We start from the raw sequence: 14,979 nt of genomic DNA, 5'->3' as shown, positions 1-14,979 counted from the left end.
TGGAACCAATGCGCTTGAAACCAGCCATACTTAACAATATTGAACCCTTACGAGGAGCGCCTCATGCCCTACCACCACATCCTGGTCGCCGTAGACTTGACCGAAGAGTGCGACCCAGTGATCCACCGCGCCCGAGAGCTGTCGGTGAGCAACGGCGCCAAGCTGTCGCTGGTGCACATTGTCGAACCGATGGCCATGGCGTTCGGCGGCGACGTGCCAATGGACCTGTCACAACTGCAACAGCAGCAGTTCGATCAGGCCAAAGAGCGTCTTGAACGTTTGAAACTCAAATATTCCGAACTTGAGGGCGCCAACTGCCACCTTACCTATGGCCAGCCACGCCAGGAAATCCATCATTTCGCCAAGGAACAAGCGTGCGATCTGATCGTGGTCGGCAGTCATGGCCGTCACGGTTTGGCATTGCTGCTTGGCTCAACCGCCAACGACGTGCTGCACGGCGCGCCTTGTGATGTCCTCGCCGTACACCTGGTCAAACGCTGAAACACCATCCCTTGTAGGAGTGAGCCTGCTCGCGATAGCGTTATGACAGTCGACGAAAGTGTCGAATATCTGGACGCTATCGCGAGCAGGCTCACTCCTACAAGGGAACTGCGTTTACATATGAAAAGCCCGGCGCTCATCACTGAACGCCGGGCTTTTTCACATCAGGGGCAATCAGGCATCCAACTCGGCCCAACGCTCCACCAGTGCATCCAGCTCAGCCTGCAACTGCTCCAGCGAAGCAATCACCTTGGCCGTTTCTGCCGGCGGACGCTGATAGAAACCCGCGTCGGCCATTTCAGCCTCAACGGCAGCGATCTGCTGTTCCTTGGCATCGATGTCGCCCGGCAACGCTTCCAGTTCGCGCTGCAGCTTGTAGCTGAGCTTCTTCTTGGCAGCCGGGATGGCAGCGGCAGGCGCAGCCACCGGAGCCGGCTCGGCAGTGACCACCGCCGAATTCAAGTCAGCCTTGCCCGACTTGCTCTCGGTCACGCCCAACAGGCGCGGCGAGCCGCCCTGACGGATCCAGTCCTGATAGCCGCCGACGTATTCACGCACCTTGCCTTCACCTTCGAAGACCAGCGTACTGGTGACGACGTTGTCGAGGAATGCCCGGTCGTGGCTGACCATCAGCACAGTGCCGTTGAAGGTCAGCAGCACCTCTTCGAGCAGTTCGAGGGTTTCCACGTCGAGGTCGTTGGTCGGTTCGTCGAGGACCAGCAGGTTGGCCGGCTTGCTGAACAGCTTGGCCAGCAACAGACGCGCACGCTCGCCACCTGACAACGCCTTGACCGGCGTGCGGGCACGCTGCGGGCTGAACAGGAAGTCGCCGAGGTAGCTCAGCACATGGCGGCTCTGACCGTCGATATCGATGAAGTCGCGACCTTCGGCAACGTTATCGATAACGGTTTTTTCCAGATCCAGCTGATGACGCAACTGGTCGAAGTACGCCACGTCGATGCGCGTGCCCTCTTCCACTTTGCCACTGGTCGGTTGCAGACCACTGAGCATCAGCTTCAGCAGGGTGGTCTTGCCGGTACCGTTGGCGCCGAGCAGACCGATACGGTCGCCGCGCGTCAGCACCATCGAGAAATCCTTGATCAGGAACGGACCACCCGGGTGAGCAAAGCTCACATTCTCGAGCACCATCACCTGCTTGCCGGACTTGTCGGCAGTGTCCAACTGAATATTCGCCTTGCCGGTACGCTCGCGACGTTCGCTGCGCTCAACACGCAAGGCTTTCAGGGCGCGGACACGGCCTTCGTTACGGGTGCGACGCGCCTTGATGCCCTGGCGGATCCAGACCTCTTCCTGGGCCAGTTTCTTGTCGAACAGCGCGTTGGCGGTCTCTTCAGCGGCCAGCGCGGCTTCTTTGTGCACGAGGAAACTGGCGTAGTCGCCGTTCCAGTCGATCAGGCCGCCGCGATCCAGTTCGAGGATGCGCGTGGCGAGGTTTTGCAGGAAGGAACGGTCGTGCGTGATGAACAGCACAGCGCCCTGGAAATCTTTCAGCGCTTCTTCGAGCCAGGCAATCGCACCGATATCCAGGTGGTTGGTCGGTTCGTCGAGCAGCAACAGATCCGGCTCGGACACCAGCGCCTGCGCCAGCAGCACGCGACGACGCCAGCCGCCGGACAACTGGGCGAGGGTCTTGTCGGCCGGCAGTTGCAGGCGGCTCAGGGTGCTGTCGACCAGGGTCTGCAAGCGCCAGCCATCACGGGCTTCGAGGTCCTGCTGAACGTGCATCAGCTTGTTCAGGTCTTCTTCAGTGACGCAGTTCTGCGCAAGGTGATGGTACTCGGCGAGCAACGCGCCCACGCCATCGAGGCCTTCGGCAACCACGTCGAACACAGTCCGATCGTCGGCCACTGGCAATTCTTGCGGCAATTCGCCGATTTTCAGACCGGGGGCACGCCACACGGAGCCGTCATCGGGCTTCTGGTCGCCCTTGACCAGCTTCATCATGCTGGACTTGCCTGTGCCGTTGCGGCCGATGATGCACACCCGCTCACCACGGGCGATCTGCCAGGACACCTTGTCCAACAACGGCATCGCGCCGAATGCAAGGGACACATCGCTGAATTTGAGCAGGGTCATGAGCTTCTCCAAAAACCGGGCGCGCATTCTACCTGACTTAGGGCTTCAGCAGGCCGGCAATTTGTCTGTCGAAGCACTCTGCACAACATTTGTTGCGAACTTGTGCTGCGAGGTCCGCAAAGCTTTCGCCGCTTGCTGGCAAAAGGCTAAGCTACAGACAATTCAGTGCTGACCGAGGTCGGCACTTGTCATGATTTCTCTGCCCGGATGTCTCATGCGCAGTCGCCTTCTCAGTGTTTTGTCCTGTTTGCTACTTACCGCCGCTGCCGTTCAATCCGCCCAGGCGGTGGACCTGTCAACCCAACGCCAGTATTACGATGAAGCCAAGCGCGCCCTCGCCAAGGGCGATACCGGCCCGTATTTCCGCTACAGCCAGGCCTTGGCCGACTATCCGCTGGAACCGTATCTGGCCTACGACGAGCTGACCGCGCGCCTGAAAAGCGCGAGCAACGCCGAAATCGAGAAATTCCTCGCCGAACACGGCGACCTGCCCCAGGCCAACTGGATGAAGTTGCGCTGGTTGCGCTGGCTCGCTGACCGCGGTGACTGGGCGACCTTCGTCAAATATTACGACCCGAAACTCAACTTCACTGAACTCGACTGCCTCAATGCGCAGTACCAGATCAGCAGCGGTCACAAGGCCGAGGGCTATGCCAATGCCGACAAACTGTGGCTGACCGGCAAATCGCAACCGGCGGCGTGCGACGCGCTGTTTGGTATCTGGGCCGCCGACGGCCAACTGACCGAACAGAAACGCTGGGAGCGCACCAAACTCGCCGCTCAGGCGCGCAATTACCCACTCGCCAACAGCCTGACCAACGGCCTGACCACTCTCGCCCCGCGCGGTCGCTTGCTGGTCGATGTGGCGCAGAAACCCGAGTTGCTCAATCAGCCCTCGCGCTTCACGCCGGCTGATGAGCCGATGTCCGATGTGGTCAGCCTCGGCTTGCGCCGTTTGGCCCGTCAGGATCCGGACAAGGCCATGGCCCTGCTCGACGGTTACGCCAGCAGCATGCATTTCTCCCGCGATGAAAAAGTCGCCATCGCCCGGGAAATCGGTCTGACCCTGGCCCGTCGTTTCGACAGCCGCGCGCTGGACGTGATGACCAAGTACGACCCGGAACTGCGTGACAACACCGTTTCCGAATGGCGCCTGCGCCTGCTGCTGCGCCTGGCCCGGTGGGACGATGCTTATCAACTGACTCGCCGTCTGCCGCAGGATCTGGCGACCACCAATCGCTGGCGCTACTGGCAGGCCCGCAGCCTGGAACTGGCGCAACCACAGAACCCGGAAGCGCAGACGTTGTACAAAAGCCTCGCCCGCGAACGTGATTTCTACGGTTTCCTTGCTGCCGACCGTTCGCAGTCGCCGTACTCGCTGGTCAACAAACCGCTGGTACTCAGCCAGGCGACCATCAACAAAGTGCGCAACACGCCAGGTGTACGCCGCGCTCTGGAGTTCCATGCCCGCGGGCAGATCGTCGACGGTCGCCGCGAGTGGTATCACGTCAGCCGCCACTTCAACCGCGACGAAATGGTCGCCCAGGCCAAACTCGCCTACGACCTGAAATGGTACTTCCCGGCAATCCGCACAATCAGTCAGGCGCAATACTGGGACGATCTGGACATCCGTTTCCCGATGGCCCACCGCGAAACCCTCGTGCGTGAAGCCAAGGTGCGGGGCCTGCATTCGAGCTGGGTGTTCGCGATCACCCGTCAGGAAAGTGCGTTTATGGACGATGCTCGCTCCGGCGTCGGCGCCAGTGGCCTGATGCAACTGATGCCCGGCACCGCCAAGGAAACCGCGCGCAAGTTCAGCATCCCGCTGGCTTCACCGCAGCAAGTGCTCGATCCAGACAAGAACATCCAGCTCGGCGCCGCCTATCTGAGTCAGGTCCACAGCCAGTTCAACGGCAACCGCGTCCTCGCCTCCGCCGCCTACAACGCCGGCCCCGGTCGCGTACGCCAATGGCTGCGCGGCGCCGATCACCTGAGTTTCGATGTATGGGTGGAAAGCATTCCGTTCGACGAAACCCGTCAGTACGTGCAGAACGTGTTGTCTTATTCGGTGATCTACGGCCAGAAGCTCAACTCACCACAGCCGCTGGTGGATTGGCACGAGCGCTACTTCGACGATCAATAACTGTAGGAGCTACCGCAGGCTGCGATCTTTTGACCTTGACCTTCGTACAATAAAAAATGCCCGCATCCATGGATGCGGGCATTTTTTTACGGGCAAAAATCAAAAGATCGCAGCCTTCGGCAGCTCCTACACGGCTACCGCGTGACCATCGTTGAACTGCAATGACGCCAGACGCGCATACAGCGGATTGCTGACGATGAGTTCCTGATGGGTGCCAATGGCCACAAGTTTGCCTTGATCCATCACCGCAATCCGGTCAGCGTTTTTCACGGTTGCCAGTCGATGCGCGATCACCAGCGTGGTGCGGTTCTGCATCAGGTTGGGCAGCGCTTCCTGTATCAGGTGTTCGCTTTGCGCATCGAGGGCGCTGGTGGCTTCGTCCAGCAGCAGGATCGGCGCGTCGACCAGCAACGCACGGGCGATCGCCAAGCGTTGGCGCTGCCCACCCGAAAGGCCGAGACCACCATCGCCGAGATGGGTCTGGTAACCGTTGGGCATTGTCTCGATGAAGTCGTGGGCATGGGCAATTCTCGCCGCTTCCTTGACTTGCTCCAGCGTCGCCCCCGGATTGCCGTAACGAATGTTCTCTTCAACGCTTCCGAAAAACAGCGCCGGCGACTGTGACACCAAGGCGAAGTGGCGACGCAGATCCAGCGGGTCGAGACTGGTCAGCGGCACGCCATCAATGAGGATCCGTCCTTCCAGCGGGTCATAAAAACGCAACAGCAAGTCATACACCGTCGACTTGCCGGCGCCGGACGGCCCCACCAGCGCCAGCGTCTCTCCCGCGCGAATGGTCAGATTCAAGCCGTTGACGGCGTAGCTTTCAGGGCGCGAAGGGTAGGAAAAACGCACGTCCTGCAATTGCAACTCGCCTCGCACCCGCGCCGGCAAGGTCACCAGCCCGGTGGTTGGCGGCTGAATGATGTTTTGGGAACCGAGCAATTCAGCGATGCGCTCGGCGGCACCTGCCGCGCGCTGCAGTTCGCCAATCACTTCGCTCAAGGTGCCGATCGCACTGCCCACGATCAGGCTGTAAAAAACAAACGCGGCCAGTTCGCCACCGGTGATTCGCCCGGCGATCACGTCCATGCCGCCGACCCACAACATCACCGCCACGGCGCCCAGCACCAGCACGATCACCAGGGTGATCATCCACGAGCGCTGGAAAATGCGTTTACGCGCCGTGTCGAACGCCTCTTCGACAGTCGCCGAGAAGCGCTGCTCATCCTGGACCTGATGGTTGTAAGCCTGCACGGTTTTGATCTGGCCGAGGGTTTCGGAAACGTAGCTGCCGATGTCGGCAACCCGGTCCTGGCTCAACCGCGATAGATTGCGGACACGCCGACCGAAAATCAGGATCGGCGCAACCACGAACGGCAAGGCAATCACCACAATGCTGGTGAGTTTTGCGTTGGTCACAAACAGCAGTACGACGCCGCCGATGACCATCAACAAGTTGCGCAGGAACATCGACAACGACGAACCGATCACCGACTGCAATAGCGTCGTGTCAGCGGTCAGCCGCGACTGAATCTCCGAACTGCGATTGTTCTCGTAAAAGCCGGGGTGCAGATAAACCAGATGGTTGAATACTTCGCGCCGAATATCGGCGACGACGCGCTCGCCGATCCAGGACACCCAGTAAAACCGCGCAAACGTGCCGACAGCCAACCCCAGCACCATCAACATGAAGATACCAATGCTCTGGTTGAGCTGGTGCGGCGACTGGGTCATGAAGCCCCGATCGACCAGCAACTTGATCCCCTGCCCCATCGACAAGGTGACGGCGGCGGTGACGATCAACGCCAGCAGCGCACCGATGACTTGCCAGCGGTAAGGAGCCAGAAACCGACTGGTCAGACGCAGTGCGCGACGGTGCCTTGAAGAAAGCTTCGGGGTCATTCAGGTCGCATCCATGTTGATGAAAGGGCTAGCGTAAACCTTCTTTGGGGTGGAACTCTGTAAATCACAATGAGTCAGGTTAAATATGCCCCCAAAGACTAGGCCATAGTTGCTATTGGTCTAACGTCGCAGTTGAGACGAACGGTCATTTCTGTTGGACTGGAATGGCCGCTCATGACGGACCGAAAGGAGTTGTCACAGCCTGGTCACGTGGCGGTTTTATTCTGAGTACACAACCTGATGAGGAGACAGGCCATGTCCTTGCAACACAGCAGCGATGACAAAATTGAAGTGATCCGCACCAAGCCCGGCCAGACTCTGGGTTGCTCGATTATCGATAAGGATGGGCGTGAAGTACCGATCACTGAAGACATGATCCAGGATGCGTGCCGCGAACTGGACAAGCGATTGGTCAAGCCTGCCAAACAAAAGTGATATAGCCACCGTCTTCCTGACCCGGCCCCTTTGGCCGGGTTTTTTCTGTCTGAACAGTTGAGCCTTGTAATGAAACGATCGCTGGCAAGCCAGCTCCCACAAGATTTTCGTCGTACTCAAAATCAGAGTGCTCCGCGAAACCTGTGGGAGCTGGCTTGCCAGCGATGAAGCCACCCCGGTTTTTAAACAGCAACCGCTCCCAGCGCAGCGACTATCTTCGCCAAGGCCGGCGAATCACCTTCAATCCGCACTTTCAGCCCTTCGATCTCGCGCCGCACCGGATACTGCTTGCGCAACACATCGAACGCCGCCCGCTGCTCGCCGAAATTGCCTACAAGGCTGCGGCGGAAATCCGCGTCATCCCGGCGCGGGTCGTACACGCCACGGCACAACATCGCCAGCGCCCAGGCCGGATCGCTGTCGGCATGCAAGGTAACTTCCGACAGCCACGGTGCTGGTAATAGCTCACTGAGCTGAATGCTCGCGGGCTGGCCGATGAATTCGCAATACGCCTGATAAATCTGCGCTGTTCCGCGCTGTTTACCGTCGAGGCTGTAACCGGCAATGTGTGGCGTGGCCAGTACGCACAGTTCGGCCAGCGCCACATCGACTTCCGGCTCGGCTTCCCAGACATCCAGCACCGCTTGCAGGTCTTCGCGCGCCAGCAGCACTTTGCGCAGCGCGGCATTATCAACAACGGGGCCACGCGCCGCGTTGATCAGCCACGCTCCGGGTTTGAGTTGTTGCAAACGCTGCTGGTCGAACAGATGCCAGGTCGCGCCTGCGCCGCTGCGAGTCAGCGGGGTGTGCAGACTGATCACGTCGCACTGCTCAATGATCTGCTCCAGGCTGACGTAATCGCCCCCCTCGGCGGCCTGGCGCGGTGGATCGCAAACCTTCACGTTCCAGCCCAATCCCTTCAGGACGTTGATCAGTCGCCCACCCACCTCACCGGCGCCGACGATACCGTAGGTCCGTTGAGTCAGATCGACACCTTCGATTTCGGCGAGCGTCATCAGGCTACCCAGCACGTAATCGACCACGCCGCGGGCATTGCAGCCGGGCGCGCTCGACCAGGTAATGCCGGCCTCGGCGAAATACTCAAGATCCAGATGATCAGTACCAATGGTGCAGGTGCCGACAAAGCGAACCTTGCTGCCTTCGAGCAACGCGCGATTGACGTTGGTCACCGAACGCACCAGCAAGACGTCGGCCTGTTCCACCGTTGCACGGTCTATGGAACGGCCCGGGACCCGGCGGATCTCGCCGAAACCGGCAAAGAAGGCATCAAGCAGCGGGATATTTTCGTCGGCAACAATCAGCATGGCGGGCTCCTTTGGCGGATCGGCAGTTTAGGTGCAGATCGGTTGATGAGCCAGCAAGCTTTGATTGCACACGCAAGAACAACACGTCTCCTGTGGCGAGGGAGCTTGCTCCCGCTCGGCTGCGAAGCCGTCGCAAAGTCCGTCACCGAGACTTATCTGATTCACTGTGTCGTTCAGTTTGGGGGCCGCTACGCGCCCCAGCGGGAGCAAGCTCCTCGCCATAGGGCAATCGCGTTGCAGGCGAAGGTGATTTACAAATCCGTAACAGAGGATTTTTCCTGACCAAGGCGTCAGCGGCGTAGAATGCGGCGCCCTGCGCATCAACCTTCGTGGACGCTTTGCCTGTGAATTCTGTAACTGACCAACCTGTCGCCATCTCCCTGACCCGTCCCGCGCGGATTCGTCTGGAGTTCAAGAACCTGCTCGCCCTGGCCGTGCCGATCATCATCGCGCAACTGGCGACCACGGCGATGGGCTTCGTCGATGCGGTGATGGCCGGGCGCGTCGGGCCAAACGATCTGGCGGCCGTGGCCCTGGGCAACTCGATCTGGGTGCCGGTGTTTCTGCTGATGACCGGCACCCTGCTGGCCACCACGCCGAAAGTCGCCCAGCGCTTTGGTGCTGGCACCCACAGCGAAATAGGTCCGATCGTCCGTCAGGCATTGTGGCTGGCGCTGGTGGTCGGACTGATCGCGACGGCGATGCTGGTTGCCGCCGAGCCGGTGCTGCACCTGATGAAGGTCGATCCCGAGTTGATCGGCCCGTGCATGCAATATCTGCACGGTATCGCCAGCGGCCTGCCGGCGGTGGCGTTCTATCACGTGCTGCGCTGCACCAGTGACGGCATTGGCCGTACTCGCCCGGCGATGGTGTTGGGCCTGTGCGGTCTGGCGCTGAATATTCCGCTGAACTACATCTTCATTTATGGCCACTTCGGCGTGCCGGCCATGGGCGGCGTGGGTTGCGGTTGGGCCACGGCCATCGTGATGTGGGTGATGGCGCTGGGTCTGGCGGGCTATGAGCGCTGGGCTCCAGCCTACCGTTCGAGCGAACTGTTCAGCCGTTTCGACTGGCCGCAATGGGCGGTGATCAAGCGTCTGCTGGCCATCGGTCTGCCAATTGGCATCGCGGTGTTTGCCGAATCGAGCATTTTTGCGGTGATCGCGCTGTTGATCGGCAGCCTCGGCGCCACCGTAGTGGCCGGGCACCAGATTGCGCTGAACGTCAGCTCGCTGGTGTTCATGATTCCGTATTCGTTGGGGATGGCCGTGACCGTGCGCGTCGGTCAGGCGCTGGGCCGTGAAGAGCCGCGTGAAGCGCGGTTTGCTGCCGGTGTCGGCATGGGCACCGCACTGGCTTACGCGTGCCTGTCGGCGAGCATGATGTTGCTGCTGCGTGAGCCGATTGCGGCCATCTACACCGCTGATCCGACGGTCATTCACATCGCGGCGATGCTGATTGTGTATTCGGCGCTGTTCCAGTTTTCCGACGCGATTCAGGTCACCGCGGCTGGCGCCCTGCGTGGTTATCAGGACACCCGCGTGACGATGATCCTGACCCTGTTCGCCTATTGGGGCATTGGCTTGCCGGTGGGCTATGCCCTCGGTCTGACCGACTGGCTCGGCGAGCCACGCGGCCCGAGCGGTTTGTGGCAGGGATTGATCGTCGGCTTGAGCTGCGCGGCGCTGATGCTGTCGATCCGCCTGACGCGCAGTGCACGCAAGCGTATTCGGATCAGTCGCTCGATGGGCTAAAACCTCCGCGCGGGACGAAAAAAGTGGGAGCGAGCCTGCTTGCGAATGCGGTGTGTCAGTCGCCATTATCAGTGACTGATGTACCGTATTCGCGAGCAGGCTCGCTCCCACATTTGTTTTTGTGTCTGCCTTGGACTCAGGCGCTTTTCTTGCGAATCCAGTACAGATAAGTCCCCGCCTCTTCGTGTTGGCCGACCAGTTCATGGTCGAGAAACACGCAGAACTTGGGAATGTCGCGACGGGTCGAGGGATCGGTGGCGATCACCTTGAGCAGGCCGCCGGGCACCAGGTCACGGATGTGCTGGTGCAACATCATCACCGGCTCAGGGCAATTGAGACCGGTGGCGTCGAGGGTGCCGTCGACCGGCGTATCAATCATTTCACTCATGATTCACTCCTGAAACTGGCCGGCATTGTCGCGCATTGCCGGGTGTTCGGTCATCTGTGGCGAGGGGATTTAGCGAAACGTCGCACCGCCCCGATGGGTCGCGTAGCGGCCCCAAAAAACCGGGGATGCGCTGCATCCCATCGGGGATAAATCCCCTCACCACAAGGCTCGCTCCCACAAGGTTTGCGGTGTTTCAGCGGGATTTGGCTTTCTTGGTGTCGTGCCGGCGCAGGTGGCAGGTCACTTCCTCGCGGTCGTGATACAGCTGTTTGCAGCCGATATCGACCTTGATCCCGCGTGCCTTGAAACCATCGGCGATGCGTTCGAGCAAGCGCTTTACCTCGGCATAACGCTGCTTCATTGGCAGTTTCAGGTTGACCACCGCCTCGCGGCAATGCCCCTCGCCGATCCACTCTTCGAGCATCGCGGCGTTGCGCGCCGGTTTCTCGACGATGTCGCAGACCATCCAGTCCACCGGTTGCTTGGGCTTGAAGGTAAAACCGTCAGCCATCAAGTGCTGTACCAGCCCGGTGTCCATCAGGCTTTCAGCCATCGGGCCGTTGTCGATGGCGGTCACCAGCATGCCGCGATTGACCAGTTGCCAGGTCCAGCCGCCGGGTGCTGCACCGAGGTCAACCCCGGTCATGTCGCTGTGCAGGCGATCTTCCCACTGATCACGCGGGATAAAGTGATGCCAGGCTTCTTCCAGCTTCAGCGTCGAACGGCTCGGCGCTTCACGCGGAAACTTCAGGCGCGGAATGCCCATCGGCCACATCGCCGAGTTACCGGCGTCGGCCATGCCGAGAAACACTTCACGGCCACTTTTGAAGGTCAACAGTAGACGCGGCTTGTCGGCGTCTTCCACCAGTTTGCCGGCAGCGGTCAGGGCCTTGCGCAGCGGGCCTTCGAATTTCTTGCAGAAGTTCGACAATTCCTTGCCGTCGTTGGTGTCGACGACTTCCAGCCACAGGCTGCCACACACCGGGAAGTCGGCCATGTGCGCGAGAATCACGCTGATGCGGTCGTTTTCCGGCAGATCGATAAAGACCCCACGCGCCCATTGGCGCGGGAAGATCAGTTCGGCAAAACGCTGACCGCGCATCAGGCGCTCGGCGCCGTCTTCTTCGGTGCAGACAAACTCGGCGTACGCCGTGGCGGCTTTGGCCTTGGCGTAACCGGCCACGTTGAGTTGCGCGGCGAGGTCGGAAATCTCCGAACAGACTTCGCCTTCGAAGCCCGGCCGGCAATGCATGAATAGGGTGTTCATTCTTACTCCTGGGCAGCGGGCGATCATTCGGCCACTGCGCGATGCTCAGGCGTTGCGTTGCAGCAATGCCTGTCACGAAAACCGGCGCATGATAGCCGATGTCGGAACCTTGGACTTGCCCATAGAGTCCAGTTATTAGCCAGCTACCTAAAACAGGGCTAGGTTTAAAGCTCTATTCGTCCCCTCAATCCGTAGCCGTGCGGATTCAAAGGAGTGATCGTAATGCCGTCCCTCGATAGTCTGAAAACCCTTAAAACACTACAAATCGACGACAAGACCTACCATTATTTCAGCCTGCCCGATGCCGCCAAGAGCCTTGGCAATATCGACAAGCTGCCGATGTCGCTGAAAGTGCTGCTGGAAAACCTGCTGCGCTGGGAAGATGAAAAAACCGTCACCGGCGCCGACCTCAGGGCCATCGCCGCGTGGCTCAAGGAGCGCCGCTCCGACCGCGAGATTCAATATCGCCCTGCCCGCGTGCTGATGCAGGACTTTACCGGCGTACCGGCCGTGGTCGACCTCGCCGCCATGCGCGCCGCCATGGCCAAGGCCGGCGGCGATCCACAGCGAATCAATCCGTTGTCGCCTGTCGATCTGGTGATCGACCACTCGGTGATGGTCGACAAATTCGCCACCGCCAGCGCCTTCGAACAGAACGTCGACATCGAAATGCAGCGTAACGGCGAGCGTTACGCCTTTCTGCGCTGGGGCCAAAGTGCTTTCGACAACTTCAGCGTGGTGCCGCCGGGCACCGGGATCTGCCACCAGGTCAATCTCGAATACCTCGGCCGCACAGTCTGGACCAAGGATGAAGACGGCCGTACCTACGCCTTCCCCGACACGCTGGTCGGCACCGACTCGCACACAACCATGATCAACGGTCTCGGCGTACTCGGTTGGGGTGTCGGCGGCATCGAAGCGGAAGCGGCGATGCTCGGCCAGCCGGTGTCAATGCTGATTCCGGAAGTGATTGGCTTCAAACTCACCGGCAAGCTCAAGGAAGGCATCACCGCCACCGACCTGGTGCTGACCGTCACGCAGATGCTGCGTAAAAAAGGCGTGGTCGGTAAATTCGTCGAGTTCTATGGCGACGGCCTCGCCGAACTGCCGCTGGCTGACCGTGCAACCATCGCCAACATGGCCCCGGAATACGGCGCGACGTGCGGCTTCTTTCCGGTCGATGAGGTAACGCTGGACTACCTGCGCCTGTCCGGGCGGCCGGCGCAAGTGGTGAAACTGGTCGAGGCCTATACCAAAGCACAGGGACTGTGGCGTCTGCCGGGTCAGGAACCGGTGTTCAGCGACAGCCTGGCGCTGGACATGGGCAGCGTCGAGGCCAGCCTGGCCGGGCCGAAACGCCCGCAGGATCGGGTCTCACTGCCCAATGTTGCGCAAGCCTTCAGCGACTTCCTCGATTTGCAATTCAAACCCACCAGCAAAGAAGAAGGTCGCCTTGAAAGTGAAGGAGGCGGCGGCGTGGCGGTGGGCAATGCCGATCTGATCGGCGAGACCGATTACGAATACGAGGGCCATACCTATCGCCTGAAAAACGGCGCAGTGGTCATCGCCGCGATCACCTCTTGCACCAACACGTCCAACCCGAGCGTGATGATGGCTGCCGGCCTCCTGGCGAAAAAAGCCGTGGAGAAAGGCCTGACGCGCAAACCGTGGGTGAAGAGTTCACTGGCGCCGGGCTCAAAAGTGGTCACCGATTACTACAAGGCGGCCGGGCTGACGCAATACCTCGACCAGCTCGGGTTTTCGTTGGTCGGTTATGGCTGCACGACGTGTATCGGCAACTCCGGGCCATTGCCGGAGCCCATTGAAAAGGCCATCCAGAAAGCCGACCTCGCCGTCGCCTCGGTGCTGTCCGGCAACCGTAACTTCGAAGGTCGGGTGCATCCACTGGTGAAAACCAACTGGCTGGCCTCGCCACCACTGGTGGTGGCTTATGCGCTGGCCGGGACTGTTCGTACCGATATCAGCAGCGAACCGCTGGGTAACGATCAACAGGGCAACCCGGTGTACCTGCGCGACATCTGGCCAAGCAGCCAGGAAATCGCCGAGGCGGTGAATCAGGTCAGCACGGCGATGTTCCACAAGGAATACGCCGAAGTGTTTGCCGGTGATGAACAGTGGCAGGCCATTGAAGTGCCGCAAGCAGCGACGTACGTGTGGCAGGACGATTCGACGTACATCCAGCATCCGCCATTCTTCGATGACATCGGCGGCCCGCTGCCAGAGATCAAGGACGTGAAGGGTGCACGTGTGCTGGCCCTGCTCGGCGACTCGGTGACCACCGACCACATCTCCCCTGCCGGCAATATCAAGGCCGACAGCCCGGCCGGACGTTACCTGCGCGACAAAGGCGTGGAGCCGCGCGACTTCAACTCCTACGGCTCGCGTCGTGGCAACCATGAAGTGATGATGCGCGGCACCTTCGCCAACATTCGTATCCGTAACGAAATGCTCGGCGGTGAAGAAGGTGGCAACACGATCTACATTCCGAGCGGCGAGAAACTGCCGATCTACGACGCGGCCATGCGTTATCAGGCCTCGGGCACACCGCTGGTGGTGATTGCCGGGCAGGAATATGGCACCGGCTCCAGTCGTGACTGGGCGGCCAAAGGCACCAACCTGCTGGGCGTCAAAGCGGTGATCGCCGAGAGCTTCGAGCGCATTCACCGTTCCAATCTGGTGGGCATGGGCGTGTTGCCGCTGCAGTTCAAGCTCGATCAGAACCGTAAGAGCCTGAACCTGACCGGAAAGGAAACCTTCGAGATTCAGGGTCTGACTGGTGTCGAACTGACGCCGCGGATGAACCTGCCCCTGGTGATCACCCGTGAGGACGGGCGTCAGGAGAAAATCGAAGTGCTATGCCGCATCGACACCCTCAATGAAGTGGAATACTTCAAGTCAGGCGGGATTCTGCATTATGTGTTGCGGCAGCTGATCGCCTCATAACGCCTGGATCCCCTGTGGTAAGGGGATTTATCCCCGATGGGCTGCGCAGCGACCCTGTTTTTCCCTCAAAGAACGGGCCTGCTGCGCAGGCCAACGGGGATAAATCCCCTCGCCACAAGTTCTTCCGTGGTTTTCCGGGGACGAAAAAAAACCCGCCGAAGCGGGTTTTTCCCAAGACCATTATCGACTCCCTGTCGGCA

At 60.2% G+C, this 14,979-nt stretch carries 10 protein-coding genes; 5 read left to right on the top strand and 5 right to left on the bottom strand.

The genetic code is table 11. The annotated features are described in order from the left end of the window. Window positions 1-63 precede the first annotated feature (63 nt). Window positions 64-501: a universal stress protein gene (locus JFT86_RS16255; protein ID WP_007910454.1), complete on the top strand. Its 438-nt coding sequence runs from the start codon at window positions 64-66 to the stop codon at window positions 499-501. A gap of 174 nt (window positions 502-675) precedes the next feature. Here JFT86_RS16255 and JFT86_RS16250 read toward each other — a convergent pair whose 3' ends face one another. Continuing rightward, a complete protein-coding gene (locus tag JFT86_RS16250; protein ID WP_201237451.1) occupies window positions 676-2,598 on the bottom strand; it encodes an ATP-binding cassette domain-containing protein in 1,923 nt (640 codons plus the stop codon). Between the two features lie 214 nt (window positions 2,599-2,812). On the opposite strand from JFT86_RS16250, the gene JFT86_RS16245 reads away from it, so the two are divergent. Continuing rightward, window positions 2,813-4,741, top strand: a complete 1,929-nt coding sequence (locus JFT86_RS16245) for a transglycosylase SLT domain-containing protein (protein ID WP_201237450.1) — start codon at window positions 2,813-2,815, stop codon at window positions 4,739-4,741. A gap of 126 nt (window positions 4,742-4,867) precedes the next feature. Here JFT86_RS16245 and JFT86_RS16240 read toward each other — a convergent pair whose 3' ends face one another. Further along, a complete protein-coding gene (locus JFT86_RS16240; RefSeq protein WP_201237449.1) occupies window positions 4,868-6,646 on the bottom strand; it encodes an ABC transporter transmembrane domain-containing protein in 1,779 nt (592 codons plus the stop codon). A gap of 255 nt (window positions 6,647-6,901) precedes the next feature. Between JFT86_RS16240 and JFT86_RS16235 the strand changes: the two genes are divergently transcribed. Beyond that, window positions 6,902-7,081 (top strand): PA1571 family protein, encoded by a 180-nt coding sequence (locus JFT86_RS16235; protein WP_201237448.1) that lies wholly within the window; start codon window positions 6,902-6,904, stop codon window positions 7,079-7,081. A 182-nt stretch (window positions 7,082-7,263) separates the two neighbouring features. Here the strand turns inward: JFT86_RS16235 and pdxB are convergent, their stop codons facing one another. After that, on the bottom strand, window positions 7,264-8,406 hold the full coding sequence (gene pdxB / locus JFT86_RS16230) for a 4-phosphoerythronate dehydrogenase PdxB (protein WP_201237447.1): 1,143 nt from the start codon (window positions 8,404-8,406) through the stop codon (window positions 7,264-7,266). A 344-nt stretch (window positions 8,407-8,750) separates the two neighbouring features. On the opposite strand from pdxB, the gene JFT86_RS16225 reads away from it, so the two are divergent. Continuing rightward, complete coding sequence (locus JFT86_RS16225; RefSeq protein ID WP_201237446.1) at window positions 8,751-10,160, top strand: MATE family efflux transporter; 1,410 nt, start codon at window positions 8,751-8,753, stop codon at window positions 10,158-10,160. 136 nt (window positions 10,161-10,296) lie between these two features. Here JFT86_RS16225 and tusA read toward each other — a convergent pair whose 3' ends face one another. Then, on the bottom strand, window positions 10,297-10,548 hold the full coding sequence (gene tusA, locus JFT86_RS16220) for a sulfurtransferase TusA (protein WP_201237445.1): 252 nt from the start codon (window positions 10,546-10,548) through the stop codon (window positions 10,297-10,299). 193 nt (window positions 10,549-10,741) lie between these two features. After that, window positions 10,742-11,815, bottom strand: coding sequence for a 23S rRNA (cytidine(2498)-2'-O)-methyltransferase RlmM (gene rlmM / locus JFT86_RS16215; protein ID WP_201237444.1), 1,074 nt, complete (start codon window positions 11,813-11,815; stop codon window positions 10,742-10,744). A 222-nt stretch (window positions 11,816-12,037) separates the two neighbouring features. Between rlmM and acnA the strand changes: the two genes are divergently transcribed. Next, window positions 12,038-14,779, top strand: a complete 2,742-nt coding sequence (gene acnA / locus JFT86_RS16210; protein ID WP_201237443.1) for an aconitate hydratase AcnA — start codon at window positions 12,038-12,040, stop codon at window positions 14,777-14,779. The last annotated feature ends 200 nt before the right edge of the window (window positions 14,780-14,979 follow it).

It is taken from the genome of Pseudomonas sp. TH06, from assembly GCF_016651305.1.
Classification (GTDB): domain Bacteria; phylum Pseudomonadota; class Gammaproteobacteria; order Pseudomonadales; family Pseudomonadaceae; genus Aquipseudomonas.
This window is presented reverse-complemented; position numbering and strand designations above follow the sequence as displayed.